Origin of the sequence: Paraburkholderia sp. SIMBA_054, from assembly GCF_046534875.1 — a bacterium.
Taxonomy (GTDB): domain Bacteria; phylum Pseudomonadota; class Gammaproteobacteria; order Burkholderiales; family Burkholderiaceae; genus Paraburkholderia; species Paraburkholderia hospita.
This window is the reverse complement of record NZ_JAWRXV010000041.1, coordinates 66,487-91,456: the sequence shown is the minus strand read 5'-3', so window position 1 is coordinate 91,456 and position 24,970 is coordinate 66,487. Positions and strand designations below refer to the sequence as shown.

Below are 24,970 nucleotides of genomic sequence, written 5' to 3'. Positions count from 1 at the left end.
CGCCCCGCACAGGGGCGACGCTTGAAGCACGAAGGCATAACGCGGATGCCAGCGCAAAGGCAAACACACCGACCGGCGCCGCCTGAAGCACGAAGATAAACCGCGGATGCCCGCGCAAAAGCAAAAAAAACAAACCGCCCGCGCCGCGAAGGCGCTAACGCAAAGGCAAAAACCCCAACCAACAACACCCGTTTTCAAACAACTGCATGCTCGCCGGGCACCGGCACCCTCACCCCATGCGTACGATGCGAACTCAAACCCAGATCAGAAATCTCAACCGCCATTGACGAGATCAACGCCCGCGCCTCACGCGTCGAAGTGAGCGCTTCTACGACTAGTCGCGATGAAGATCATTCAACGACCTCATACGGCAACACCTGCTCCGTCTCATCAGGACGATTGCGCGCCACGACCGCGCGCGCCGCCTCCGTCATGCTGAGATTGAACGGCTGATGCGGCACGCCGGGCGGAATGAACAGAAAGTCCCCTGCTTCCGTGACGATCGACTGACGCAGGCCCGGTCCATAACGCGTCTCCACGCGCCCTTCGAGCACATAGATTCCCGTTTCATAACCGCAGTGGATGTGAGGCTCGGCATGTCCGCCCGGCGGAACGACGACGAGATGCATCGACAGGCCCTGCGCGCCCGCCGTCGTTGACGAAATGCCGACGAAGTACGGCAAGCGCTGCGTCGTGGCAATTTCCCTGTCGGGACGCACGACGACGAGTTGCGCGAGTTCACGTTGTGAATCGGCTTCCATATGCGATTCTCCCGGTTCAGTGGGACGCTAAATACAGAGAGATTCTACGCCGGAGCGTTACGGGCAAAGTCACACAAGCCCCGCCTCATGAAGCGCTCACTGAACATGCCACCGGCAACGCCAGATACTTGTTGTCGGTGTATAAGAGTCGAAAAGCATCAACGACATCCGCGGAGCCAATAAACATGAACAAACGGCAGTTCCTGACCAGCGCCGCTGCCATCGGCGTCAGCATCACGCCCGCACTCGGCGCGACGAATCCGAAAACCGCTGCATGCGCTGCGGCTCCCGCGATACTCACCGTGTCCGGCGCGATCAAACGCACGAATCGCGGCGCGCTCGATCCGGCATTCGATCCATTGATGGCCAAGCAACTCGTCAAATTCACGTCGGCTTATACATTCGACTATCCGTCGATCGCGAGTCTGCCCGCCGTCACCATCAAGCCGACCATCGAATACGACGCGAAGCAGCACACGTTAAGCGGCCCATTGCTTGCCAATGTACTCGAGCAGGCCGGCGCACCCAGCGCGGGCGACACGAAGATTTCCTTGCGCGCCGTCGACGGCTACGCGGTGCTGACCACGCTCGATAACATTCGCGCATGGCGCTTCATCGTCGCGACGCATATGGACGGCAAGCCGATGCCTTTGGGCGGCCTCGGTCCGCTATGGGCGATCTACGATGCCGACAAGATTCCAGAACTCGCAGCAAAGCCGCTCAAGGATCGCTTCGTATTGTCTCCGTGGGGCCTTTATCAGATTCAGGTATCCGGGACATAGAGGCATGTTTATGCCGCTGCTTGCCCTGCATTGGCCAACGCGAGCGCGAGCCGCGCGCCGACCTCGGCATTGTGCTTCACCAGCGCGATATTGGTCGCGAGACTGCGTCCGCCGGTCAGCGCCTTGATGCGTGCCAGCAGGAACGGCGTCACGGCTTTTCCAGTGATGCCTTGCGCAGCGGCTTCTTCGAGCGCCTGCCGGGTCAACGTGTCGATCTCTTCGGACGGCATCGCAGCGGCTTCGGGCACGGGCGTGCTCAACACGACGCCGCCCGCGAGGCCCAAGTCCCACTTGGTGCGAATGAAACGCGCCTGTCCGGCTGCATCGTCGAGTCGGAAATCCGCGCGAAAGCCGCTGTCGCGCGTATAAAACGCCGCGAAATTGTCCTGCTCGCAACTGAGCACCGGCACGCCATGCGTTTCCAGATATTCCAGTGTGAGCCCGATGTCGAGAATCGATTTCGCGCCTGCACAGACCACCGCGACCGACGTTTTCGCCAGCTCCTGCAAGTCCGCTGATATGTCGAAAGTTTCGGACGCGCCGCGATGCACGCCGCCGATGCCGCCCGTCACGAACACTTCGATTCCCGCCAGCGCGGCGCATATCATCGTGCCCGCCACCGTCGTCGCGCCGAGTTCACCGCTAGCCAGCACGGACGGCAGATCGCGGCGGCTGACCTTGTGTACATTGTCGGAGCGGGCAATCATTTCGAGTTCGTCGTCCGACAGTCCAATGCGGATGCGCCCGCCGATCAGCGCGATCGTCGCGGGCTGAGCGCCGAGATCGCGGATCACCGCCTCCACTTCGCGCGCCGTGCGCACGTTCTGCGGGTACGGCATGCCGTGCGCGATGATCGTCGACTCTAGTGCGACTATCGGGCGGCCGGCCGCCTGCGCGGCCGCCACGGGCGCGCTGAACGTCAGCCACGAGCGTGCGAGCTTCGAATCCATGTCGACAGGTTCCGCAATGTGATGCGCTCAAGTATGCAGCAGAATGCGCGCGCGGAATGACAATGCAATATCGATGCGGCTCGACCGATAGCTGCGCCCTTCAATCGCCATACAGCGAGTTGACGCATATCATCATGATTCCATCCGCGCACGCCGCGCGCGAGACGGAAAAGCACAGACGTTCAAATGTAGAACGTGTCGGACGATCGAGTTCGGCCGGGAGGTGCCATGCAGCCTGCAAGCGCAATCAATCTGCTCCAGTCGAAGGAAGGTTCGCGTCTTCATGGCCCGGACCTCGCGCGTTGGCGCCGCTGGGGACCGTATCTGAGCGACCGTCAATGGGGCACCGTGCGCGAGGACTACAGCGAATACGGCACCGCATGGGACTACTTTCCGCACGACCATGCGCGCAGCCGGATGTATCGCTGGGGCGAGGACGGCATCGCCGGCTTCGGCAACGATCCGCTCGACTGGTGCGTGTCGCTCGCACTCTGGAACGGACACGACCCCATCATCAAGGAACGACTCTTCGGCCTGACGAACGCGCAGGGCAATCACGGCGAAGACGTGAAGGAGCTTTACTTCTATCTGGACGGCACGCCGACGCATTCGTACATGAAGATGCTCTACAAGTACCCTCATGACGCGTTCCCGTACCAGGACCTGATCGACGAAAACGCGCGACGCGGTGCGGACCAGCCCGAATATGAAGTGCTCGATACGGGCGCGTTCGACGACAACCGCTACTTCGACGTCTGGGTCGAATATGCGAAGCACACGCATGACGATATCGTCATGCGGGTGACCGTCGAAAACCGCTCGGACCTGCCCGGCACGCTGCATGTGCTGCCACAGTTCTGGGCGCGCAACCGGTGGGCGTGGTCGGGCAAGCCCGGTAAGCCATCGCTGACGCTGGAGCCGAATGCAGCCGAAGGCGCGCGGGTTATCGCCCGCAATCCCGCACTCGACACGATGATCGTGACGGCAGCAGCGCAGCAGCCCATCGAATGGCTCTTCTGCGAAAACGAAACCAACGTGCGTCGCATTTTCGGCATCGACGGCGAAGGGCCGTTCAAGGACGGCTTCAACGACTATCTAGTCGATGGCGACGAACGCGCGATCCGCCGAGACAAGGGCACGCGTGCCGCCGCGCACGTGTTTCTACAGCTTGGCCCGCACGAACAGTCGGTGCTGTATCTGCGCTGGCGTCCCGAATCCGCTGTCGAGACTGCGCCGCTCGACATGCCGGCGCTCTTTACACGCCGACAGGCAGAGGCCGACGAATTCTATGCGGCGCTTCAGCACGACATCGCCGACGCCGACGCGCGTCTCGTGCAACGTCAGGCGCTCGCCGGGATGCTATGGTCGAAGCAGTACTATCAGTTCGACGTGACACGCTGGCACGACGGGGATCCCGGCCAGCCGGTGCCACCGAAAGATCGCAGACGTGGCCGCAATGCGGACTGGCGACACATGTGCAATGGCGACATCGTGTCGATGCCCGACAAATGGGAGTACCCGTGGTACGCATCGTGGGACCTCGCGTTTCACGCGGTCGCGTTCGCTATCGTCGATCCCGACTTTGCGAAGAAGCAATTGCAACTGCTCGTGAAAGAGCGCTACATGCATCCGAACGGGCAACTGCCCGCTTACGAGTGGGCGTTCGGCGATGCAAATCCGCCCGTGCATGCGTGGGCAACGTGGCGTGTGTATGAACTCGACCGCGAGATAACGGGTGTCGGCGATCACGAGTTTCTCGAAGTGATGTTCCATAAGCTGCTGCTCAATTTCTCGTGGTGGGTCAACCGCAAGGACGCCGACGACCGCAACATCTTCCAGGGCGGATTTCTCGGGCTCGACAATATCGGCATCTTCGATCGCTCTTCTCCGCTGCCGACGGGCGGCCGCATCGATCAGGCGGACGGCACCGCGTGGATGGCCTCCTATGCACTCGATCTGATGCAGATCGGACTCGAACTCGCGATGACGAACACGGCGTACGTTGAAATCGCGGTGAAGTTCTTCGAGCACTTTCTGTATATCGCGGAAGCCGTCAGTTGTGGCGGCGAAGCCTGCAATACAGGACTGTGGGACGGACGCGATGAATTCTTCTATGACGTGCTGCATCTTCCGGATGGCGCGCGCGTACCGATGCGCATTCGTTCGATCGTCGGCTTGATTCCGCTGTTCGCGGTGCACGTACTCGACGAGCAGATACATGGTCATTTGCCGGGATTGCGCGAACGGCTCGCATGGTTTCTCGATCATCGGCCGAATCTGGCGAAACTTGTATCGCGTTGGACGGAATCCGGCAAAGGCAACACATCCTTGCTCTCGCTATTGCGCGGACACAGAATGAAATCGTTGCTCAAGCGCGCGCTCGATGAAAACGAATTTCTCTCTCCCTATGGCGTGCGGGCGCTTTCGCGTGTGCATCTACATGAACCGTACGTTTTCGATCATGACGGCGTGCATGTCTGCATCGAATATCAACCTGCCGAATCGGACTCGCGCGTGTTCGGCGGCAATTCGAACTGGCGCGGCCCCGTGTGGATACCCGTCAACTATCTGCTGATCGAATCGCTATACGAGTTCCATCGCTACTATGGCGACGAATTCGGCATCGAGCATCCAACAGGATCGGGGCAGTATTCCTCGCTCAGCGAAGTCGCCGACGATCTCGCGCGACGCGTCACCACACTCTTCATGAAGAACGAGCAAGGCGTGCGGCCCGTGATGGCCGCGTATCCGATGCTGCAGGCGGACCCGCGTTCACAGGATCTGATCCTGTTCCATGAGTACTTTCACGGCGACAACGGGCGTGGTGTTGGCGCGTCGCATCAGACAGGGTGGACGGGACTCGTTGCGCTGCTGTTGCAACCGCGCATGATGAGGCTGTCCCATGTCGCGCCCGATTCGACGCCCGTTGCAACGCAAATGAAGGAAGACACGATGGCTGCGGCGATGGGGCGTTAACACGTCAGCAGTACAGATGCTGAAAGAAACAAGGTTCTTCGACACTTCGAATCAAGGAGCAATGGATGGGTACTGAATCTCCTCCAGGTGAACTGGGTACTGCAGCGCCCGCGTTTCTGCTGCCCGCTACCGACGGCCGCACCTATGCACTCGACGACGTGCGCGGTCCGAAGGGACTCGTCGTGATCTTCATGTGCAACCATTGTCCGTACGTGGGAGCCGCATTGCCGCGTATCGTGCGCGACGCGCGAGATCTCGCGGCGCTGGGTATCGGCACCGTCGCGATTAACTCGAACGACAGCCTTACCTATCCAGAAGATTCGTTCGAACGCATGGTCGCACTTTCGGCCGACTGGCAGTTGCCTTTCCCCTATCTGTTTGACGAAACGCAGCAGGTCGCGCGCGCCTACGATGCGGTCTGCACGCCGGAGTTTTACGGCTTCGATTCCGGGCTGCTGCTGCGATATCGCGGCAGACTGGATGCGTCGCGCAAAGACCCGCTTCCCGATGCGCGCCGGGACCTGTTCGAGGCGATGCGGCAGATCGCGCAAACGGGTGCCGCACCCGACACGCAGTATCCGGCATTCGGATGTTCGATCAAGTGGAAGATAGAGTGAGCTAAGGCACCCTCGCTTGCCTCCCATATCCGGACTTGCATAAGTTGCGCTTCGCAACTATAGTGGTTGCGAAGCGCAACTAGAGAAAAGATCATGGATATCATCGACACACCCATCCAGTCGCGTGACTCAACCATCCTCGAACTGCGCGAGTTCTCGCGTAAACTCGTTCGCGAACTGGGTTTCATGCGCTCCACCCTGGCGGACAGCGATCTCGCGCCGTCGGCCGTGCACGCCATTCTTGAGATCGGCGCGACGCCGGGCATTCAGGCGCGCGATCTCGCTCATCTTCTGCGGCTCGACAAGTCGAACGCGAGCAGGCAGGTCGCTAAACTGGAAACGGCCGGGCTTATCGAGCGCACTGCATCGAGCGACGATGCGCGTTCCTCGGAGCTTTACCTGACCAAAGCGGGCCAGCAACTGCGCAAGAAGATCGACAAGTTTGCGACCGATCAGGTGTCGAGCGCGCTGCGCAAGCTTGCGCCGTCCGATCAGCAGTCGTTGGTGCGTGCGCTCTCGCTGTACGCAAGCGCACTCGAGCAGGACAACGATGCCAAAGAGCCGCAGCAAGCCCCTGTATCAAACCTGCAAATCATCGAGGGCTATCAGCCCGGCTGCATTGGCGACATCGCGAGTCTTCATGCGCGCTACTATTCGGAGCATTCCGGCTTTGGCGCGTACTTCGAACAGCTCGTTGCATCAGGGCTGGCCGAGTTTGCGGGCTCGCTTCCCGATCCCAACAGACAGCTGTGGCTCGTCTCCGACAACGGGCGAACGCTGGCATCGATCGCCATCGACGGAAACGCGGAGACCCGCGTTGCGCATTTGCGCTGGTTCATCGTCGACGATTCGCTGCGTGGCTTAGGCATCGGCAGGCAGTTGATGACGCGCGCAATGGCGTTCGTCGACGAACGCTTCGACGAAACCTATTTGTGGACGTTCAAGGGCCTCGATGCCGCGCGTCATTTGTATGAAGCGTTCGGCTTCCAGCTAGCCGAGGAGGCCGAGGGCACGCAATGGGGAGAGGCTGTCGTCGAGCAGCGCTTCGTTCGGCGTAACGCATTGGTTAAACAGTCGCGCGCTAAAGCAGATTGAAGCGCGCAAGTTCTTCCGAAAGCGCGTCCGCACTGGTGAACTTGTACGCATGCAGCCCCGCGTCGATGGCGCCCGTGACATTGGCATCGGAGTCGTCGATAAAGAGCGTCGCGTTGGCATCGACGCCAAGCTGACGAACGCAGCCCAGATAAGCCTGTGCAGCGGGTTTCGCGGCCCCGAATGCCGCCGACGGATAAACGTGCGCGCCGAACAGTTGCGCGACCGGCGGATTGAGATAGCCGATATAGTCGGTGACGAGCCGGCAGTTGTTGGTCAGCACGGCGATCGAATGGCGATCGGCCACTTGAGCGGCGAGCGCTAACGTTTCCGTATCCGGCGTGATCGATGCATGACGCGCCGTCAGCCAATCGTCGCGGCTGACGGCGCAACCCAGCATGTCTCCAAGCTCGCGAAGATACGCGTCGTCGGTAATCTCACCGGCATCGGCACGCGCTTCGAGGCCCGACTCCCAAATGGCGTGGCGCACGGCTTCGGGTGGCTTGCCCGTCAGCTGCGCCAAGCGTTGCGTGCGCGCCGCGCGATCGTAATGCGACAACACACCTTCCATATCGAATAGCACGAGCTTGATCGATGACGTCATGGTGCCGCCTCCGCATCAAAAGCGTCCACACGATGAACGCATCCTGCCGTGTGGCGTCGAATGCGCGACGTTCTGATTGTGCCTTGATGTGCGGGTGGCCTGGTAGTTTTCAAAAAATGCGGCGATGAACCGGGCTGCGTTAGACGAAATTCAGCGCAATGCCGCCAAGCGGACCGTAATCGACATGAAACGTATCGCCCGCGCGCGCAGAAATGGGACTCGTGAATGAGCCGCTGAGAATCACATCGTTCGCGTTCAGCATTTCGTCATAAGGGGCGATCTTGTTCGCGAGCCACGCGACGCCCGTCGCCGGATGATTGAGCACGGCGGCGGCAAGACCGCTCTCTTCGACAGCGCCATTCTTGTAGAGCAATGCGCCAACCCAACGCAGGTCGACATCCATCGGACGCACGGGACGACCGCCCATCACGATGCCCGCATTCGCCGCAAAGTCGGAAATCGTATCGAATACCTTGCGCGGCGCTTTGGTCTCGCGGTCGAACTGCTCGATGCGCGCGTCGATGATCTCGACAGCGGGCGTTACATACGCCGTCGCATCGAGCACATCGGTGAGCGTCACGCCCGGCCCTTTGAGCGGCCGCGCGAGAATGAACGCCAGTTCCACTTCGACACGCGGCGCGATGAAGCGATCGGCGCGAATGTCCTGTCCATTTTCAATGAACATGTAATCGAGAAGCGGCGCGTAGTCCGGTTCGTCGATCTGCGACGAACGCTGCATGGCGCGCGACGTCAGGCCGATCTTGCGTCCTTTGATTACGTGCCCTTCGGCAAGCTTCATCTTGACCCATTCGCGTTGGATCGCGTAACCGTCCTCGATTGTCATCTCGGGATAGGCGGCGGAAAAGTGCCGCAATTGCGTACGCGTTTTTTCGGCCTGGTCGAGTTTCCCGGCGAGTTCGCGGATAGTCGTCTGGTCTAGCATGTTGAGTTCCCGATGGTCGCGCTCAGCCCTTCATCAGCCCTTCAGCCGTGCGTGCAGATTGTTGTGTTTCCAGGTGCCCGCTTCGCTGAACTCGTTGATCTCCAGCGAAAGTGCCAGCCCGTGATGATCGAATGCATCCGCAAAATGCTGCTTGATGACGTCGAATAACGCGTCGCCTGTTGCCTTCGTTACATTCTCCGAGCGGCCCGCGCCGATCTTCAGGTTCGCGTGCAGAAACGCGGCATCCGGCCTGCCGTCCGCGATGCAGTACTGTTCGCAGCGCACCGCGCGCACGCGTATCCCACCGAGCGGATACACACGTTGATCGTTCTCGCGTTGCGCATCGAGGCATTGCGCGAGCTTCCGGCAAAGCGTTCCAATGCTGCCTTCATTCGTCAGATTGGCGCTGTATTCGAGCGTGAGATGCGGCACGTCAAATCTCCATTGATCGATCAGGCGGGCAGCGGCGTAACGGGGAAAATCGCGTTGATCTGCCCCGTTCCCGAACTGCCGAAATACGGCGTCACGACTTCGACCTTGCCTTCATAACGATCCCAGCCGAGCGCACCGAGCAGCATCGCCGTGTCGTGCATACCGCCCTCGCCCCAGCATGTTTCGTTGTAGAGCGGCAGCATGCCGCAAAACGTTTTCCAGTCTCCCTTTTCCCACAATGACACCACATGCCGGTCGGTCTGTTCGAGAAACGGGTCCCACACCTTGTGCATGAACTGCTCGGCCGTGCCGTTGTTCGCGAAGTGATGACTCAGCGAGCCGCTCGCGAGAATCGCAACCGTACCGTCATAGCGTTCCTCGATGGCCTTGCGCACGGCCAATCCGAAGCGCGCGCTGGTCGGCAGGTCGTGCCACATGCACCACCCTGCAATCGATATCGTCTTGAAACGCTGGTCCGCATTCATGTAGCGCATCGGCACCAGCGTGCCGTATTCGAGTTCGAGTGAGGTTTCACTATGTGCGCGGCTTTTCACGCCCATTTCGTTCGCGACTTCGCCGATCAGCTTGCCGAGTTGCACATTGCCGGGATACGCATAGGCCATGTTGTTGATGAAATGCGGCAGCTCGTTGCTCGTATAAATCCCTTCGAATTTCGGCGCGCAGTTGATGTGGTACTCGCTATTGACCAGCCAGTGCACGTCGAACACGATGATCGTATCGACGCCAAGTTCGCGGCAACGGCGGCCGATTTCATGATGTCCGTCGATTGCAGCCTGGCGGCAGCCCTTGTGTGGCCCATCCAGTTCCGACAAATACATCGAAGGCACGTGGGTCACTTTTGCGGCCAGTGCGAGCTTGCCCATCGTGTTCTCCTTTCCCATGCAAATGGCTGAATAGCGCGTCGTGCGGAAAGATCAGACGCCCCAGCGCGGAATGTGATGCGATCCGAGCGATACGCAAATGTTCTTCGGTTCGAGAAACACTTCATAACTCCATGTGCCACCTTCACGTCCGACGCCCGATGCCTTCGTGCCGCCAAACGGCTGGCGCAGATCGCGCACGTTCTGGCTATTAACGAAGCACATGCCAGCTTCGACAGCGGCCGCCACGCGATGCGCGCGGCCCGTGTTCTCGGTCCATACGTAGCTGGAAAGTCCATACGAAATATCGTTGGCCAGTCGAATCGCTTCGGCTTCGTCGTCAAATGGAATCAGGCAGGCGACGGGCCCGAAGATCTCTTCCTGCGCAATGCGCATGCGGTTATCGACATCGACGAACACCGTCGGGGCAACGAAGTTGCCGCGCTTCAATGCATCCGGCAAAGACGGCGCGTCGAGTCCGCCGCATGCGAGCGTCGCGCCTTCTTTCGGACCGAGTTCGATATAGCTGCGCACTTTCGCCAGATGCGCCTGGCTGATCATCGGGCCGATGATCGTCTGCTCGCTGAGCGGATCGCCAACGCTCAGGCGCTTTGCGCGTTCGATAAACCGTTCCGCGAATGTCGCGTAGATCGAATTCTGCACGAGAATGCGCGAGCCCGCCGTGCAGCGTTCGCCATTGTTCGAGAAGATCATGAACACGGCAGCGTCGAGCGCGCGTTCGAAATCGGCGTCGTCGAAAATCACGAATGGCGACTTGCCGCCCAGTTCCATCGAGAACTTCTTCAGCCCGGCTGTCTGCACGATCCGGTTGCCCGTCGCGGTCGACCCGGTAAAGGAAATCGCATGAACGTCGGGATGCGCGACGAGCGGCTCGCCCGCGTCCTTGCCATAGCCATGTACGACATTCAGCACGCCCGCAGGAATGCCCGCTTCCAGCGCGAGGTTGCCGAGCATCGACGCCGTCAGCGGCGACAACTCGCTCATCTTCAGCACGGCCGTATTGCCGAATGCGAGACACGGCGCGACTTTCCATGTCGCCGTCATGAACGGCACATTCCACGGCGAAATCAGTGCGCACACGCCGACGGGATGAAACAGCGTGTAGTTCAGATGCGAATCGGTCGGATACGTGTGACCGTCGACGCGCGTGCACATCTCGGCAAAGTACGTGAAGTTGTCGGCGGCACGCGGCACCAGTTGCTTGCGTGTTTGCGAAATGGTTTGCCCCGTGTCGCGTGTTTCCGTATCGGAGAGTTCCGGCACGTTCTTCGCGATCAGCTCGCCGAGCTTGCGCACGAGTTTCGCGCGCTCGCTGGCGGGCTTTGCGGCCCATGCGGGAAACGCGTCTTTCGCGGCGCGCACAGCGGCGTCGATATCTTCCGCCGTACCGCTCGCGACTTCTGCGAGTACTTCCTGCGTGGCCGGGTTCACCGTTTCGAAGTAATCGCGCGCGGCCTTCGGTTTGCCGTTGATCAGATGTTCGATTCGCATGGCGGGTCCTGAATGATCAGTCGCGGTTGAAGTCCGCGTCGGAAACGATTACGTTCACGAGACGGCCCAGACCGTCTATTTCGCAGACGACTTCGTCGCCCGCATTCACGTTGACGACACCCTCGGGCGTGCCCGTCAGAATGATGTCGCCGGGCGCGAGCGTCATGAAGCTGCTGAGGTATTCGATCAGCGCGGGAATGTCCGTCACCAGATCGCGCGTGTTGCCTTTCTGATGCAGCGTGCCGTTCACATAGGTGCGCAATTCGAGTTGCGCGACATCGGCGATATCCGCGGCATCGACGAACCAGGGGCCCAGTACCGTGCCGCCGTCGCGGTTCTTCACGCGCAGATTCGGCCGATAGTAATTCTCAAGGTAGTCGCGAATCGCGTAGTCGTTCGCGATCATGTAGCCGGCCACGTATTGCACTGCGTCGTCGCGTGTCACCTCTTTCGCGTGTCGGCCAATGACGACAGCAAGCTCACACTCGTAGTGCATGAACGTCACATCGGAAGGACGCCGTGTGACACCGCGATGACCGATCACGCTGCCCGCGCCCTTGAGAAAAACAAGCGGCTCTTCCTGTTTCGAGAATTGCAGTTCTTTTGCATGCTCCGCGTAATTCAGTCCGAGTGCGAAGATCGTGCCGGGCTGAATGGGCGCAAGCCACACGACTTCGTCCTCGCGGCACACACGGCCATCGGCGAGACACACGCCGCGTTCGTGCGGATACGCTTCATGAATCGCGCCTGCGTAGGCAACACGGCCGCGCATCATCGTCCGTCTCCTTCTTTTGCCGTCATCGAGAAACACAGCGGCGGCCAGTCGCCGATTGCGATGCTGATTTCGTCGCCCACGTGCGCGACGGGCGCGCCGTGCGGGACGCCCAATGTCAGCACGTCGCCGGGCGCGAGCGTCATGAAGTCGGTGACGTCGGCGATCAGACGCGCGACGTTGCGAATCGATGTGGACGTGTTCGCGATGAACGGCTCTTTTCCTTCGATGCTGATCGCGACACGCAGCGCATCGGGATTTGCCACATGCCGACGCGCGACGACTGCAGGACCGATCACACAAAAGCCATCGCGCGCACGGAATCTCACCGAGGGGCGATAAACGCTTTCGTGAGGCACGCAAAGGTCGGCCACGATCGTATAGCCCGCGACGTACGAAAACGCGCTCTCGACGCTGACACGGCAAGCCGTACGCCCGATCACGACGCCGAGCGAGCCGCCTACCTGCACGCCTTGCTCGTCGTCCGGAACAACCACGCTCGCACGATGACCGGCGAATGTATTGCGCGGCTTCACATACAGAACCGGCGCTTTCGGCGGCGCTTTATAGGGCGCCGAGTTGACCGCGTCGCCGAGTGCATCGAGCGCGGCCCGATCGTTCAGCAGCGTTCCGTAGACCGTGCCATCCACAGGCGGCCTGCATGCCGATCCACCAGCAAGCAATACGCTCACGGTCCGCGCATCGACATCGCGTGCGAACGGCTCGGCTGCGAGATGAATCCGGTGATCGTCGAGTGCGAACATGGCTTGCCTGCATCCGTCATTCACTAACATCTTAGTAGTATTCGCGCCGAGCCGGCCGAGGTCAAGCGCATTGGCTTGTTGCGCGGGTTTTCCCTGGCACGACGCCTGCAAGTGCTTCGAGCCGCAAAAAAGAAAGCAAAAAACTGGTATGACCAGTGTTCCACCGGGTCGACAAGTCGCCTGGAACCCGGAACAATGGACACCAGGTCATATATAAGACTGGACCTCGCGTGCACGTCCACAGTGCACGCGCACGTCGGCTGACATGTACATGGGCGGCGGCTTGCGGCCGGTCTGTCGGTGGAATTCACTTCAATCGTTTCAGGAATCGCAACATGCAGACAAAATCCGTGCTGACGGTCGCCGAGTCGACGAAAATCATCGAAGCGGCTCGCGCCGAAGCCGAACGCAACCAGTGGGCCGTCACGATCGCGGTGGTGGACGACGGCGGCCACTTGCTGTCGCTGCTGCGCCTCGACAACTGCGCGCCCGTCAGCGCCTACATCGCGACCGACAAGGCCCGCACCGCCGCGCTCGGCCGCCGCGAATCGAAGCAGTACGAGGACATGATCAACAACGGCCGCACTGCGTTCCTGAGCGCGCCGCTGTCGGGCACGCTGGAAGGCGGCGTGCCTGTTGTGGTAAACGGTCAGGTGGTCGGTGCCGTCGGTGTGTCCGGCGTCAAGGCCGATCAGGATGCGCAAGTGGCAAAGGCCGGTGCCGCGGCCGTTGCCAGCCACGCGAACGGCTGAATGTCGTGCTAAAAAAGAATAATTTGCCCAGAATTTGCCCCTCTTGGAACAGCCCATGACTCAATTGACCCAACGCGGCGGATTGCAGGTCGCCGCGAACCTCGAACAGTTCATCGAAAAGGAAGCCCTGCCTGGAACCGGTGTCGATAGCGCCGCGTTCTGGGCTGGTTTCGATGCCCTCGTGCACGATCTCGCGCCGAAGAACCGCGCGCTGCTCGCCGAACGCGACCGCCTGCAGGTCGAACTGGACACGTGGCATCGCGCGAATCCGGGCCCCGTGCGTGACCTGCGCGCGTATCGCGGCTTCCTCGAAAGCATCGGCTATATCGTGCCGACGCCTGCCGGCGTGAAAGCGACGACCGACAACGTCGACCGCGAAATCGCTGAACAGGCGGGCCCGCAGCTCGTCGTGCCGCTGTCGAACCAGCGTTACGCGCTGAACGCTGCGAACGCGCGCTGGGGCAGCCTGTACGACGCGCTGTACGGCACCGATGCAATCGACGAAACCGACGGCGCAGAACGCACCGCGAAGTTCAACCCGGTGCGCGGCGCGCGCGTGATCGCGTTCGCGCGCAAGTTCCTCGACGACGCCGCGCCGCTCGCGAACGGCTCGCACAAGGACGCGACCGGCTATCGCATCGAGAACGGCAAGCTGAGCATTGCACTGAAGAATGGCACGGCCACGCTGCAGGACGAAGCGCAATTTATCGGCTATCAGGGCGATGCGAATGCGCCGACGGCCGTGCTGCTCAAGCACAACGGCCTGCACTTCGAAATCCAGATCGACGCGAACGATTCGATCGGCAAGACCGACCCCGCACACGTCAAGGACGTGCTGATGGAAGCGGCCGTCAGCACGATCATCGATTGCGAAGACTCGGTCGCCGCCGTCGATGCCGACGACAAGGTACTGCTTTATCGCAACTGGCTCGGCCTGATGGTCGGCAACCTGACGGAAGAAGTCACGAAGGGTGGCAAGACGTTCACGCGCCGCCTCAACGCGGACCGCGAATATCAAGGCGCGAACGGCCAGCCTGTGAAGCTGCATGGCCGCTCGCTGCTGTTCATCCGCAACGTCGGCCATCTGATGACGAACCCGGCCGTGCTCGACCGCGAAGGCAACGAGATTCCCGAAGGCATTCTCGACGGCGTCGTCACGACGCTGTGCGCGCTGCACGACCGCACGCACAAGCTCAATTCGCGCACGGGCTCGATCTATATCGTCAAGCCGAAGATGCATGGCCCGGCAGAAGTCGCGTTCGCGAGCGAGCTGTTCTCGCGGGTCGAAGATCTGCTCGGCCTCGCGCGCAACACGATCAAGATGGGCATCATGGACGAGGAGCGCCGCACCAGCGTGAACCTCGCCGCGTGTATCGGCCAGGCTTCGTCGCGCGTCGCGTTCATCAACACGGGCTTCCTCGACCGCACGGGCGACGAGATGCACAGCTCGATGGAAGCGGGCCCGATGATGCGCAAGGGCGATATGAAGTCGAGCAAGTGGATCGCCGCCTATGAGCGCAGCAACGTGCTCGTCGGCCTCGCTGCGGGCCTGCGTGGCCGCGCGCAGATCGGCAAGGGCATGTGGGCGATGCCCGACCTGATGAAGGCGATGCTCGAGCAGAAGATCGGCCATCCGAAGGCAGGCGCGAACACGGCATGGGTGCCCTCGCCCACGGCCGCGACGCTGCATGCGCTGCACTATCACCAGGTCGACGTGCAGGCGGTTCAGAAGGAACTGGAGCGCACGGATTTCGCCGGCGTGCGCGATGAACTGCTGGACGGGCTGCTGACGATTCCCGTCGTCGAACGCGCGCAATGGAACGAGCAGGAGATCCGCAGCGAAGTCGAGAACAACGCGCAAGGCATTCTCGGCTACGTGGTGCGCTGGATCGATCAGGGCGTCGGTTGCTCGAAGGTGCCGGACATTCACAACGTCGGCCTGATGGAAGACCGCGCAACGCTGCGTATTTCGAGCCAGCACATTGCGAACTGGCTGCGCCACGGCGTCATCAAGGCTGAGTTCGTGCGCGAGACAATGGAGCGCATGGCGAAGGTCGTCGATCAGCAAAACGCCAACGATCCGAGCTACAAGCCGATGGCGCCGAACTTCGACGGCTCGATCGCGTTCAAGGCGGCGTGCGCGCTGGTGTTCGAAGGTCGTGCGCAGCCTAGCGGTTACACGGAACCGCTGCTGCACAAGTTCCGTTTGCAATTGAAGGCGGCGGGCAAAGCGTAACTTCACACGCTTATTCGCGGCACGAAGTTAAAACGCCGGCCGGGTCTTTCGAGACCCGGCCGGCGTTTCTGTTTTCAGTGGCACAGTTCTTCTAGCCGCATACCGTTCGTCTTCGGTCCGAAACCGCCAATCGAAATCATCACGACGAGCATGCACGCCGTAATCCCGACGAATACGCCCGCTACGCCGAACTCACGCAGCAGATGCGCGATCATGAAGCCTGACATCATCGCGCCGACGCGGCTCGCGGAATAGACGATCCCGTTCGCACGGCAACGGATGCGCGTCGGAAACAGTTCGGCCTGGTACGCGTGATAGCAAACGGAGATGGTTTGTCCCGCGAGGCTGATGAGCACGCCCAGCACGATCAGCGGCATCACCGTTTTCACCTGGCCGAACATCAGCCCGAACACGACGACCGCAAACGCGGAGCCGACGATCAGCCATTTGCGCTGCACCTTGTCGGCGAACAGCATCGCCAGCAAAGGCCCGCAAGGCAGCGCAATCGCGATGACGAACGAATACAGCAGGCTCTTCGTCACGGTGATGCCCTGACCTATCAGCAGCGTCGGCACCCAGTTCGCGAACCCGTAATAACCGATCGCCTGGCAGAAGTTGAATATGATCAACATGATGAGGCGCGACCGGTACGGCGGCTGCCACAATTCCGCCAGAGACGCGCGTCGATGCACCGGTTGTTCGACGACGGGTAGCGGCGCGGGAAGCGCACGGCCCGTCTGCTTTATGGCCATCTCTTCCATTTTCCTGACGACGCGCTCGCCGCGTTCGACGTGTCCGTGACTTGCGAGCCAACGCGGACTCTCCGGCACAACAAGCCGGATGAACCACACGATCACCGCGCCAGCCGAGCCCAGCAGCACGACCCAGCGCCAGCCGTCGACACCCGCCAACGTAATCGGCACGAGCCAGTACGAGAGAATCGCGGCGGCAGGCGCGGCAGCGAACATCACGGCCTGATTGAACGCCATCGCGCGGCCCCGCATGTGCTGGGGTACAAGTTCGGTGATATAGCTGTCGATCGTCACGATCTCGATGCCGACGCCAATGCCCGTGATGAAGCGCCACAGGATCAACCCTTCCGGCGAGGTCTGACACGCCATGATCGCGGAGCCGATCGAATACCACAGCAGCGAAACCGTAAAGACCTTACGCCGCCCGAAGCGGTCCGGCAGCCAGCCGAAGCAGAACGTGCCGACGAACAGGCCCGCGAACGTCGACGCGATAAACCCCGCAATACCCTGAAGGCCGAAGAACGCTTCCGTCGTGGTCTTGAGCAACCCGCTCTTCGCCATGCCCGGCGCGATATAGCCGGTGAAGATCAGATCGTAGACCTCGAAGAAGCCGCCAAGCGAAATCAGCAGCACGAGTATCCATAGATGCCGCGTGACGGGCAAACGATCCATCCTCGCCGATAACGACGCAGCGGCGCGCAAATGGGTCTGTGCATCGGAAGGCGCAAACGGGGGATTGTCTGCTGTGATAGTTCGCTGCATGAATGTCTCCTGAAGTTCACCATCGGTCTTTAATTAGTTTGGATACCTGATGGTTTATGATTCGTTCGTGTCTTTGCTTCTTCGCCCGCTACGCGTTCAGGCGGCCGCTCTACCCGTCAGCCGCGCCAGAATCTCCTGCGTATGCTCACCAACCTTCGCCAGCGCCTGACGCACGCCCGGCCGGCGCCCGCCCATCGTCAGCGGAAGCAGCACGACTTCCGTCGTGTCGCCGTCGTCGGTTTGCATCGGCACGAGACCGCCGCTTTGCTTCAGATGCGGATCGTCGAACAGTTGATCGGGACGCACGATCGGCGCGTACGGAATGCCCGCTGCTTCGAGCTGCGGCGCGAGTTCGTCGATGCGATGCTGCTTGAGGATGTCGCCAAGCCGCGCGAGCAGTTCAGGGCGCAAGGCGACGCGCATCGCGTTGTCCGCGAATTGCGGTTCATCGGCGAGATCGGGGCGACCGATTACGTCACAGAGCGTGACGAACTGCTTGTCGCTCACTGCGCCGATGAACAGTTGCTCGTCATTCGCCAGCGTGAACACGTCATACACGCTCCACGCCGACACGCGCGACGGCATCGGCGGCGGCGCTTCATGCGTCATCGCGTATTGCTGCATATGCTGGCCGGAGAGAAACACGCAGTTCTCGAACAGCGCGCTTTGCACTTCCTGTCCGCGCCCTGTGAAATCGCGCTCGCGCAGCGCGGCCAGCACGCCGATCGCGCCGAACATGCCGCCCATGATGTCGTTGACCGACGTACCCGCGCGCAACGGCCGCCCCACTGGCCCCGTCATATAAGAAAGCCCGCCCATCATCTGCACGACTTCATCCAGTGCGAGGCGCTTTTCATACGGCCCCGGCAGAAAGCCCTTGTGCGACACGTAAATCAGGCGCGGAAACTTCTTCGATAACGTGTCGTAATCGAGCCCGAGTTTCGTCATCAGGCCAGGCCGGAAATTTTCGAGCATCACGTCGCACTGACCGATCAGCTCTTCAGCGGCTGCGTGGCCTTCCGGCGTGTTGATATCGAGCACGACGCTCTTCTTGTTGCGATTGAACGTGCGGAAAAAGCCAATGCCGAGACCCGGCAGCTTGCGGGTCTTGTCGCCGCCCGGCGGCTCGATCTTGATGACCTCCGCGCCGAGATCCGCGAGGATCATCCCGCACGTCGGGCCCATGACCATGTGAGTGAATTCGATGACGCGCACGCCGTCGAGAGGCAGTCGGGTGGAAGTGTTCATGGCGGCTCTCAGGCAATAGCAGTGGGATTAGCAAAGGTCTTGGGCAAGCCCGCGAGCCACAGCGAGCCGTGCAGCGTTTCATCCGGCAGCCACTGCGCGACCTTCGCACGCAACGCGAGAAGCCGTTCGATGTCGATGCCCGTTTCGATGCCCATGTCCGCGAGCATGAACGCGAGGTCTTCGCTCGACGCATTGCCGCTCGCGCCTGGCGCATGTGGACAGCCGCCGATGCCCGCAAGCGTCGCATCGAAGCGTGCCACGCCCGCCTCCAGCGCCGCATAGATATTCGCGAGGGCGAGACCGCGCGTGTCGTGGAAATGGCCGCAGCAGAAACGGTCGCCCGCGATGTTCCGCGCTTTCTCGAACAGATCCCGCACGGCGGCTGGGCTCGCATAGCCGACGGTGTCCGCGATGCTCACGAAATCCGCGCCCGCATCGAGCAGCGCCTGCATGCAGCACAGCACGTCGGACTGATCGACGGAGCCTTGAATCGTGCAGCCGAACGCAGTGCCGATGCCGCCTTCGATCAGCGTCTTCGAACCCGCAGCGTCGCGCGCCGCTCGCATGCGGGCGACTTCGGCGATCACTTCGTCGGGCGTCTTGCGCAGATTCGCGAGGCTATGCGCGTGGCTCGCGGACAGCGGCACGAGCATCAGGTCGGCGTGTGAATCGATGGCGTGCTCGGCGCCTTTCAGATTCGGCACGAGCACCGACACGCGCAAATCCGGCAACGTCTTCGCAAACGCGACGAGCTCCGCCGTATCGGCCAGTTGCGGCAACAGACGCGCGGGCACGAAGGAACCGACTTCGATTTCGCGCTGACCGGCGGCATACGCATCGGCGATCCATTCGATTTTCCGTTGCGTCGGAAGAATGGTCTGGATGCTTTGCAGCCCGTCGCGCAAGCCGACTTCGCGGATCACGACGCTCGATGGGAATGGGGGCATGGAAGGTGTCTCCAAAGTGCAGGCCGGTCGTAGTGATGCCGGCGTTGTGCTAACTTTAGACATTCCATCCGATACATAAAGCGCTATTTTGGAAGCGCCAGGTTTCCGAAACGGAAACCCATAAGGAGACGCAGCACATGCGCGACATCGACCTGAAAACCTTGCGGCTCGTGGTGGCCGTGTGCGAGCACAAGAACATGGCGCGCGCCGCGCACGACGAGCACATCGAGCCTTCCGCCGTCAGCAAGCGGATCGCGCAACTGGAAAGCGACCTCGGCGTACCGCTCTTCACGCGCTCGCGACGCGGCGTGCAACCCACGCCTGCCGGCATCGCGCTGCTCGAACATGCGCGCAACGTGCTGTTCACAATGGACCGGATTGCGAGCGACGTGGCCGCGTTCGGCAGCGGCCTGCGCGGCAGCGTCAGCGTGTGCGCGTCGGCATCGGCGATTGCCGAAAGCCTGCTCGACGACGTCGCGTCGTTCATGAGTATGCCGGCGCACGAGAACATCCGCGTGCATGTCGAAGAGTGGCTGTCGCACGATCTCGTGCGGCGCTTGCGCGAAGGCGCCGCGTCCGTCGGTGTGTGCTGGGACAACGTGGATCTCGAAGGGCTCGAGCATCGGCCGTATCGCGAGGACCGGCTTGCGCTTGCCGTGCATCCCGACCATCCGCTGGCGAAGCGCTCGACGCTACGCTTCGCGGAAACGCTGGGCTACGAGCACGTCGGACTGCCGCCGACGACATCCGTGCACATGATGTTGCAGCGCGCCGCGGCGCGCGCGGGCGGCACGGTGTCATATCGGGCGGTGGTATCGAATTTCGATGCCGCGTTTCGCGTGGTGGCTGCGAAGCTCGGCATCAGCGTGATTCCGCAGGTGGTCGGCGACACCTACGCGCGCATTCTGGACGTGCGCGTCATTCCATTGACTGACGAATGGGCGAAGCGGAATTTCGTGGTGTGCTTTCGCGATTTCGAATCGCTACAGCCTGCTGCGCAGCGCATGGTCGATCATCTCGTAGAGCGGGCGCAGCACACGCATGCGTCACGATGAAGGGCGAATCAGCGCGCTGTCCGCGCTGCAACGGCAGGCCGCGCCGGCGATACATCGAGCCGCCGGAACACGAGCGCCGACAGCAGCGTGATCACACCAACGCAAACGAAGCTCAGCATGAATCCCGTTGACGCCGAGCCCACGCCTGCAGAAAACAGGTTGACCAGCCCGCCGCCGATCGACACGCCCATCGCGATCGCCAGCATCTGCACCATCGAAAACAGGCTGTTGCCGCTACCCGCATCCGCATGCGACAGGCCCTTGAGCGTCACGCTGTTCATCGCGGCGAACTGCATCGAGTTGGCCGCGCCGAACACGGCGAGCAGCGCGATTTCCAGCAGCGGTGTCGACTGTTTCGACACGAGCGCGAACGCAACGATCGTCGAACCGACGATCACCGTATTGACGAGCAGAAACGCCGAATAGCCGAAGCGCTTGATGAGCGGCGCGATCCATTGCTTCGACACGGTGCCGGCGATGGCGGCGGGCAGCATCATCATCCCGGAGCGCAGCGGCGAATAACCGAGTTGCACCTGCATCAGCAGCGGCAGCATGAACGGCACCGCGCTCGATCCGATCCGGCACAGCAGGTTGCCGATCAAACCGACGCTGAAATTGGGTTCGCTGAATAGCGCGAGCCTGAACAGCGGCCGCTCACTCGAACGCGCATGCGGAATGTAAGCCAGCGCTGCGACGACGCCCGCCATCGCGAGACCCACCGACCATTCGACACGATAGGTGCTCATCGGCGGATCGATCGCGAGCGACAGCAGGATCATGGCGAGCGACAGCAGGCCACAGCCGATGAAATCGAACGGCGGCGGATGGCTTGCATTATCGTGCGGCAGAAAGCGCTGCACGGCGATCAGGCCGATCGCGCCGACGGGCACGTTGACGAGGAAAATCCAGTGCCACGAAATGGCTTGCGTGAGCCAGCCGCCCAGCGTCGGCCCGACGATCGGCCCGACCTGCCCCGCGATCGAAACGAACGCAAGCGCCGAGACGTACTGCTCGCCCGGCACGCTGCGCAACACGGCCAGCCGCCCGATAGGCAGCAGCATCGACCCGCCGACGCCTTGCAGCACGCGCGCAATCACGAGTTGATCCAGCGTGTGCGCGCCCGCGCAGCACACCGACCCGAGCACGAACACGAGAATCGCGGCGAAGTACACGCGGCGCGTGCCGAAGCGGTCGGCGAACCAGCCTGAGGCGGGTGTGAGAAGCGCCATCGTCAGCGAGTACGAGACGACGACGGGTTGCATTGCGAGCGGGGACGCGTGAAGGCTTTGCGCCATCGAAGGCAGCGCAGTGTTGACGATGGTCGTGTCGAGCGCCTGCATGAAGAAGGCAGCGGCGACGACCCAGAGCAACGCGGTGTGTGAGGAATCGCGGGTCATGTTGAAGTTCGGAGAGGCGCGACGGGAGCCGTTGAAACACGGCGTCCCGATCACAGCGCCTCGGAAACGGGCGTTTCGCCGAACCGGCGATCAGGCCGATTCGTCCAGATCCAGATGCAGCGATCATGGTATCGATTTCACCGGCAATCGGGAAGTCACCTGAAGGCATTGACTGTCATCGCGAATGCCGATGACAATGCCGCATGCTCAATCCTCTCTGGCTCAGGACGTTCGCCACCGTCACCACCTGCCGCAGCTTTACCGAGGCGGGCAAACGGCTCGACCTGAATCAGTCGAGCGTCAGTGAACATATTCGCCGCCTCGAAGAGAGCGTCGGCAGACGGCTATTCGTGCGCGACACGCATTCGCTCGCGATGACCGCCGACGGCGAAGCGCTGCTGGTGCATGCCAACGTGATCCTGCAGGCCATCAATCGCGCCGAATCGCAGTTCCGCAAACCGAGGCTGAAGGGACGCGTGCGCCTGGGCACCTCCGACGATATCGCGCTCGGCGCATTGCCGAACGTGCTGGCCGCGTTTCGCGCGGCTCATCCCGATGTGGAACTGGAGATCACGATCGGCATGACGAGCCGCCTGTATGAACTGCTCGATGCCGGTTCTATCGATCTGCTGGTCGGCAAGCGGCGCCTGGGCGAGCGGCGCGGCACGCCGCTGCTGCGCTCGCGGCTCGAATGGATTGCGCGGCCCGGTACGGTCGTCGATCTCGAACAGCCGTTGCCGCTGGTGCTGGTCGCGGAGCCGAGCGTGACGCGCGCCGTCGTGCTGAATGCGCTCGCCGAAAAAGGCTTCGGCTGGGAAGTGGTGTGTACGAGCAGCAGCCACGCGGGCTGCATCGCTGCCGCGCGCGGCGGCTTGGGGCTGACGGCGAAATCGCAGTACGTGTCCGCGCGCGGGCTCGCGCCGCCTGTGAACAGCGCGAGCTTGCCTGCCCTGCCCGACGTCGAATTCATCGCGCTGGGGGCGAAGCGGCTCAGTCAGCCGGCGGGCACGCTGCTGGAGTTGCTGCAAAGCAGCGATCTGAGCGGCGAATGGATGAGCGAATAGCGGCGTGCTTTATTCGTCTGTCAACGCCGCTTGGCCGTCAACGCGTCGAAGTCGATCGACGTCAGTTCGCCGATTCTTTCGATCGTAATGTCAGGGTCGGGATACTTCGCGATCTCCTTTGCATCGAGGGCGTAGTGGCCCTGCCGCGGGAAGATCGTCGTCAGGCGGTCGCCCCATTGCTCTTTCATCGCGGTGAGAATGCGCAGCTTGTCGTCGACCATCACATAATGGCGCGCCGGATAATGCGCGATCACGTCGTCGAGCATCAGCTCCTTGTGAATGTAGATCAGCACGCGCCCTTCTACTTCGTCCCACAGCCCCGAGCGCGAGACCTTGCGCGGCTGGAACACGACGTCGCCATCGGAGAGAATCGCCGTCTTGCCGAACTCGCTCGCATAGCGCAGCGCATCGAGCGCACCGGGGAATACGCGGTTCGCAAACGGATAATCGATCAGATAGCACGACATCAACAGAAGCTGCGTGTCGTCGTGGTGCTCGTTGCGATAGCGCTGCAATGCGCCAAGGTAGTCCGCATAGCCGAGCTCGCTGCGTAGATCCTCGAAGATCTGCCAGTAGCGCGCGCTATTTTCTTCGCCGAACTGCCGCGTCATGTGCGTGCGCAGGTCAGTCAGCACGTGATCGTTATCGAGCAGCGTGTTATCGACGTCGAACAGAAAGACAACGTCGTTGTTTGATGGTGTGTTCATTCACGTTACCTCGCCTCGGTCGTCTGTGCCCGTTGAGCACGGTGGACGGCGCAGCGCCTGGGCGCAGATGCGGCCCGCGACGCGTCGCCCTTTGCGCTAAGAGCCGCGAAGCGCGATGAAGTTCGCGACGGCCGGTATGCGCGGTCAGCGCAAAGACTAGCACTGTCGATCGACACGCGCCGTAGATGGTGCGTGGAGCCGTTGTGGGCCCGCCCTTTGCCGCGTTGGCGCTTGCATGTCTGGGGAAGCGGGTATATCGCACTCTGCCTGTAGACAGAAGTTGCGCGGCAGCCGTTTGGGGGTGCCGGCGGCGGCAGACAGTTAGTTGCGAGTGAACGAGCAACACAGCTGTCCCCGCCGATGAGCGTCCTCCATCCGTGGTGAAACAGGCAGTGCTCATCGTTGCCGGATCGCCGATCTTGCACTGCCTCCACAGTTGTAGACTGATCTCTTCCTGGAAGGAGATGCGCGATGGCCATGTCCGCTACGGTAAGCTACCTGCGACTCTATGCCGACCCCGCCGGCGAATCGCATTTCGAACGTGCATTCGTCGAAACGTTCACACGTAACTTTGCGCCACCCGCACCGGCTTTTAACGTTTCAGCATTCGTACCCGCCTTACGCAACGGCTTCCTGCTGGCACCGGCCGAATGGATCGGTGATCTGCATCCATCTCCGCTTCGCATGTGGGTATTCGTTCTCGACGGAGAAATGGAGTTCGAGGCCTCTGATGGAGAGCACCACCGCGTCCGGCCCGGCAATGCCCTGCTTCTCGAAGACACAAGCGGTCGAGGACATCGGAGCCGAGTGATTGGCGACACGGCTGCAAAGCTTGCAGTCGTTGAACTTGAACCGAATCGTGAGTAGTGACAAGGCGACGCTACCGCGTGCAACCCTTATCCGCCATTGCAGGCGTATCGAGCAAGAACCCAGCCCTCTTTCCGGCCACGTGCTCGCCGGTTAG

23 protein-coding genes are annotated in these 24,970 nt (G+C 61.6%); 9 read left to right on the top strand and 14 right to left on the bottom strand.

Annotation, left to right across the window (positions count from 1 at the left end; translation table 11 throughout):
• Nucleotides 1-350: 350 nt before the first annotated feature.
• Nucleotides 351-761 (bottom strand): cupin domain-containing protein, encoded by a 411-nt coding sequence (locus SB822_RS37145; protein ID WP_410856926.1) that lies wholly within the window; start codon nt 759-761, stop codon nt 351-353.
• 185 nt (nt 762-946) lie between these two features.
• Here SB822_RS37145 and SB822_RS37140 point away from each other — a divergent pair, with 185 nt between their 5' ends.
• Nucleotides 947-1,543 carry a molybdopterin-dependent oxidoreductase gene (locus SB822_RS37140; protein WP_079503188.1) on the top strand — a complete coding sequence of 199 codons (597 nt, stop codon included), beginning with the start codon at nt 947-949 and terminating at the stop codon, nt 1,541-1,543.
• Between the two features lie 8 nt (nt 1,544-1,551).
• Here SB822_RS37140 and SB822_RS37135 read toward each other — a convergent pair whose 3' ends face one another.
• The gene (locus SB822_RS37135) at nt 1,552-2,493 is read right to left on the bottom strand and encodes a pseudouridine-5'-phosphate glycosidase (RefSeq protein WP_410856925.1); all 942 of its coding nucleotides are present in this window, start codon (nt 2,491-2,493) and stop codon (nt 1,552-1,554) included.
• Nucleotides 2,494-2,721: 228 nt separating this feature from the next.
• Here SB822_RS37135 and SB822_RS37130 point away from each other — a divergent pair, with 228 nt between their 5' ends.
• The 3 genes from SB822_RS37130 (at nt 2,722) to SB822_RS37120 (ending at nt 7,181) form a co-directional block, all read left to right on the top strand.
• The gene (locus SB822_RS37130) at nt 2,722-5,469 is read left to right on the top strand and encodes an MGH1-like glycoside hydrolase domain-containing protein (RefSeq protein WP_410856924.1); all 2,748 of its coding nucleotides are present in this window, start codon (nt 2,722-2,724) and stop codon (nt 5,467-5,469) included.
• A gap of 65 nt (nt 5,470-5,534) precedes the next feature.
• Nucleotides 5,535-6,086, top strand: a complete 552-nt coding sequence (locus SB822_RS37125; protein WP_410856923.1) for a thioredoxin family protein — start codon at nt 5,535-5,537, stop codon at nt 6,084-6,086.
• A 93-nt stretch (nt 6,087-6,179) separates the two neighbouring features.
• A complete protein-coding gene (locus SB822_RS37120; RefSeq protein ID WP_410856922.1) occupies nt 6,180-7,181 on the top strand; it encodes a GNAT family N-acetyltransferase in 1,002 nt (333 codons plus the stop codon).
• On the opposite strand, the gene SB822_RS37115 is transcribed toward SB822_RS37120, so the two are convergent.
• The 7 genes from SB822_RS37115 to SB822_RS37085 all read right to left on the bottom strand — a co-directional run bounded on the left by SB822_RS37115 (nt 7,168) and on the right by SB822_RS37085 (nt 13,086).
• Nucleotides 7,168-7,782 carry an HAD family hydrolase gene (locus tag SB822_RS37115; RefSeq protein ID WP_007746696.1) on the bottom strand — a complete coding sequence of 205 codons (615 nt, stop codon included), beginning with the start codon at nt 7,780-7,782 and terminating at the stop codon, nt 7,168-7,170. The genes SB822_RS37120 and SB822_RS37115 overlap by 14 nt on opposite strands.
• 139 nt (nt 7,783-7,921) lie before the next feature.
• Nucleotides 7,922-8,725, bottom strand: a complete 804-nt coding sequence (hpaH, locus tag SB822_RS37110; RefSeq protein ID WP_007746694.1) for a 2-oxo-hept-4-ene-1,7-dioate hydratase — start codon at nt 8,723-8,725, stop codon at nt 7,922-7,924.
• Between the two features lie 33 nt (nt 8,726-8,758).
• Entirely contained in the window at nt 8,759-9,157 is a 399-nt protein-coding gene (locus SB822_RS37105; RefSeq protein ID WP_410856921.1) for a 5-carboxymethyl-2-hydroxymuconate Delta-isomerase, read from the bottom strand.
• A gap of 20 nt (nt 9,158-9,177) precedes the next feature.
• Nucleotides 9,178-10,041 carry a 3,4-dihydroxyphenylacetate 2,3-dioxygenase gene (hpaD, locus tag SB822_RS37100; RefSeq protein ID WP_410856920.1) on the bottom strand — a complete coding sequence of 288 codons (864 nt, stop codon included), beginning with the start codon at nt 10,039-10,041 and terminating at the stop codon, nt 9,178-9,180.
• 51 nt (nt 10,042-10,092) lie between these two features.
• The gene (hpaE, locus tag SB822_RS37095) at nt 10,093-11,550 is read right to left on the bottom strand and encodes a 5-carboxymethyl-2-hydroxymuconate semialdehyde dehydrogenase (RefSeq protein WP_086917905.1); all 1,458 of its coding nucleotides are present in this window, start codon (nt 11,548-11,550) and stop codon (nt 10,093-10,095) included.
• Nucleotides 11,551-11,566: 16 nt separating this feature from the next.
• Entirely contained in the window at nt 11,567-12,325 is a 759-nt protein-coding gene (locus SB822_RS37090; RefSeq protein WP_410856919.1) for a fumarylacetoacetate hydrolase family protein, read from the bottom strand.
• A complete protein-coding gene (locus SB822_RS37085; RefSeq protein WP_410856918.1) occupies nt 12,322-13,086 on the bottom strand; it encodes a fumarylacetoacetate hydrolase family protein in 765 nt (254 codons plus the stop codon). The genes SB822_RS37090 and SB822_RS37085 overlap by 4 nt, the downstream gene beginning before the upstream one ends.
• A gap of 335 nt (nt 13,087-13,421) precedes the next feature.
• On the opposite strand from SB822_RS37085, the gene SB822_RS37080 reads away from it, so the two are divergent.
• Together SB822_RS37080 and SB822_RS37075 are read left to right on the top strand one after the other, a co-directional pair.
• Nucleotides 13,422-13,838, top strand: coding sequence for a heme-binding protein (locus SB822_RS37080; protein ID WP_091790232.1), 417 nt, complete (start codon nt 13,422-13,424; stop codon nt 13,836-13,838).
• Nucleotides 13,839-13,893: 55 nt separating this feature from the next.
• Entirely contained in the window at nt 13,894-16,074 is a 2,181-nt protein-coding gene (locus tag SB822_RS37075; protein ID WP_410856917.1) for a malate synthase G, read from the top strand.
• Nucleotides 16,075-16,148: 74 nt separating this feature from the next.
• Here the strand turns inward: SB822_RS37075 and SB822_RS37070 are convergent, their stop codons facing one another.
• The 3 genes from SB822_RS37070 to SB822_RS37060 all read right to left on the bottom strand — a co-directional run bounded on the left by SB822_RS37070 (nt 16,149) and on the right by SB822_RS37060 (nt 19,783).
• Nucleotides 16,149-17,588 (bottom strand): MFS transporter, encoded by a 1,440-nt coding sequence (locus SB822_RS37070; protein ID WP_410856916.1) that lies wholly within the window; start codon nt 17,586-17,588, stop codon nt 16,149-16,151.
• 96 nt (nt 17,589-17,684) lie between these two features.
• Nucleotides 17,685-18,836: a CaiB/BaiF CoA transferase family protein gene (locus SB822_RS37065; RefSeq protein ID WP_410856915.1), complete on the bottom strand. Its 1,152-nt coding sequence runs from the start codon at nt 18,834-18,836 to the stop codon at nt 17,685-17,687.
• An 8-nt stretch (nt 18,837-18,844) separates the two neighbouring features.
• Entirely contained in the window at nt 18,845-19,783 is a 939-nt protein-coding gene (locus SB822_RS37060; RefSeq protein WP_410856914.1) for a hydroxymethylglutaryl-CoA lyase, read from the bottom strand.
• A gap of 137 nt (nt 19,784-19,920) precedes the next feature.
• Between SB822_RS37060 and SB822_RS37055 the strand changes: the two genes are divergently transcribed.
• Nucleotides 19,921-20,838 carry a LysR family transcriptional regulator gene (locus tag SB822_RS37055; protein WP_114223095.1) on the top strand — a complete coding sequence of 306 codons (918 nt, stop codon included), beginning with the start codon at nt 19,921-19,923 and terminating at the stop codon, nt 20,836-20,838.
• A gap of 8 nt (nt 20,839-20,846) precedes the next feature.
• Here SB822_RS37055 and mdtD read toward each other — a convergent pair whose 3' ends face one another.
• A complete protein-coding gene (gene mdtD / locus SB822_RS37050) occupies nt 20,847-22,235 on the bottom strand; it encodes a multidrug transporter subunit MdtD (RefSeq protein ID WP_410856913.1) in 1,389 nt (462 codons plus the stop codon).
• Between the two features lie 203 nt (nt 22,236-22,438).
• Here mdtD and SB822_RS37045 point away from each other — a divergent pair, with 203 nt between their 5' ends.
• Nucleotides 22,439-23,299: a LysR family transcriptional regulator gene (locus SB822_RS37045; protein ID WP_007747393.1), complete on the top strand. Its 861-nt coding sequence runs from the start codon at nt 22,439-22,441 to the stop codon at nt 23,297-23,299.
• 20 nt (nt 23,300-23,319) lie between these two features.
• Here SB822_RS37045 and SB822_RS37040 read toward each other — a convergent pair whose 3' ends face one another.
• Nucleotides 23,320-24,006: an HAD family hydrolase gene (locus tag SB822_RS37040; RefSeq protein ID WP_007747395.1), complete on the bottom strand. Its 687-nt coding sequence runs from the start codon at nt 24,004-24,006 to the stop codon at nt 23,320-23,322.
• A 471-nt stretch (nt 24,007-24,477) separates the two neighbouring features.
• Here SB822_RS37040 and SB822_RS37035 point away from each other — a divergent pair, with 471 nt between their 5' ends.
• Complete coding sequence (locus SB822_RS37035; protein WP_410856912.1) at nt 24,478-24,873, top strand: cupin domain-containing protein; 396 nt, start codon at nt 24,478-24,480, stop codon at nt 24,871-24,873.
• The last annotated feature ends 97 nt before the right edge of the window (nt 24,874-24,970 follow it).

Excerpts from the sequence above, each read along its gene's own strand:
- SB822_RS37145 (WP_410856926.1), bottom strand. The coding sequence starts at position 761 with ATGGAAGCCGATTCACAACGTGAACTCGCGCAACTCGTCGTCGTGCGT.
- SB822_RS37140 (WP_079503188.1), top strand. The coding sequence starts at position 947 with ATGAACAAACGGCAGTTCCTGACCAGCGCCGCTGCCATCGGCGTCAGC.
- SB822_RS37135 (WP_410856925.1), bottom strand. The coding sequence starts at position 2,493 with ATGGATTCGAAGCTCGCACGCTCGTGGCTGACGTTCAGCGCGCCCGTG.
- SB822_RS37130 (WP_410856924.1), top strand. The coding sequence starts at position 2,722 with ATGCAGCCTGCAAGCGCAATCAATCTGCTCCAGTCGAAGGAAGGTTCG.
- SB822_RS37125 (WP_410856923.1), top strand. The coding sequence starts at position 5,535 with ATGGGTACTGAATCTCCTCCAGGTGAACTGGGTACTGCAGCGCCCGCG.
- SB822_RS37120 (WP_410856922.1), top strand. The coding sequence starts at position 6,180 with ATGGATATCATCGACACACCCATCCAGTCGCGTGACTCAACCATCCTC.
- SB822_RS37115 (WP_007746696.1), bottom strand. The coding sequence starts at position 7,782 with ATGACGTCATCGATCAAGCTCGTGCTATTCGATATGGAAGGTGTGTTG.
- hpaH (WP_007746694.1), bottom strand. The coding sequence starts at position 8,725 with ATGCTAGACCAGACGACTATCCGCGAACTCGCCGGGAAACTCGACCAG.
- hpaD (WP_410856920.1), bottom strand. The coding sequence starts at position 10,041 with ATGGGCAAGCTCGCACTGGCCGCAAAAGTGACCCACGTGCCTTCGATG.
- hpaE (WP_086917905.1), bottom strand. The coding sequence starts at position 11,550 with ATGCGAATCGAACATCTGATCAACGGCAAACCGAAGGCCGCGCGCGAT.
- SB822_RS37090 (WP_410856919.1), bottom strand. The coding sequence starts at position 12,325 with ATGATGCGCGGCCGTGTTGCCTACGCAGGCGCGATTCATGAAGCGTAT.
- SB822_RS37085 (WP_410856918.1), bottom strand. The coding sequence starts at position 13,086 with ATGTTCGCACTCGACGATCACCGGATTCATCTCGCAGCCGAGCCGTTC.
- SB822_RS37080 (WP_091790232.1), top strand. The coding sequence starts at position 13,422 with ATGCAGACAAAATCCGTGCTGACGGTCGCCGAGTCGACGAAAATCATC.
- SB822_RS37075 (WP_410856917.1), top strand. The coding sequence starts at position 13,894 with ATGACTCAATTGACCCAACGCGGCGGATTGCAGGTCGCCGCGAACCTC.
- SB822_RS37070 (WP_410856916.1), bottom strand. The coding sequence starts at position 17,588 with ATGCAGCGAACTATCACAGCAGACAATCCCCCGTTTGCGCCTTCCGAT.
- SB822_RS37065 (WP_410856915.1), bottom strand. The coding sequence starts at position 18,836 with ATGAACACTTCCACCCGACTGCCTCTCGACGGCGTGCGCGTCATCGAA.
- SB822_RS37060 (WP_410856914.1), bottom strand. The coding sequence starts at position 19,783 with ATGCCCCCATTCCCATCGAGCGTCGTGATCCGCGAAGTCGGCTTGCGC.
- SB822_RS37055 (WP_114223095.1), top strand. The coding sequence starts at position 19,921 with ATGCGCGACATCGACCTGAAAACCTTGCGGCTCGTGGTGGCCGTGTGC.
- mdtD (WP_410856913.1), bottom strand. The coding sequence starts at position 22,235 with ATGACCCGCGATTCCTCACACACCGCGTTGCTCTGGGTCGTCGCCGCT.
- SB822_RS37045 (WP_007747393.1), top strand. The coding sequence starts at position 22,439 with ATGCTCAATCCTCTCTGGCTCAGGACGTTCGCCACCGTCACCACCTGC.
- SB822_RS37040 (WP_007747395.1), bottom strand. The coding sequence starts at position 24,006 with ATGAACACACCATCAAACAACGACGTTGTCTTTCTGTTCGACGTCGAT.
- SB822_RS37035 (WP_410856912.1), top strand. The coding sequence starts at position 24,478 with ATGGCCATGTCCGCTACGGTAAGCTACCTGCGACTCTATGCCGACCCC.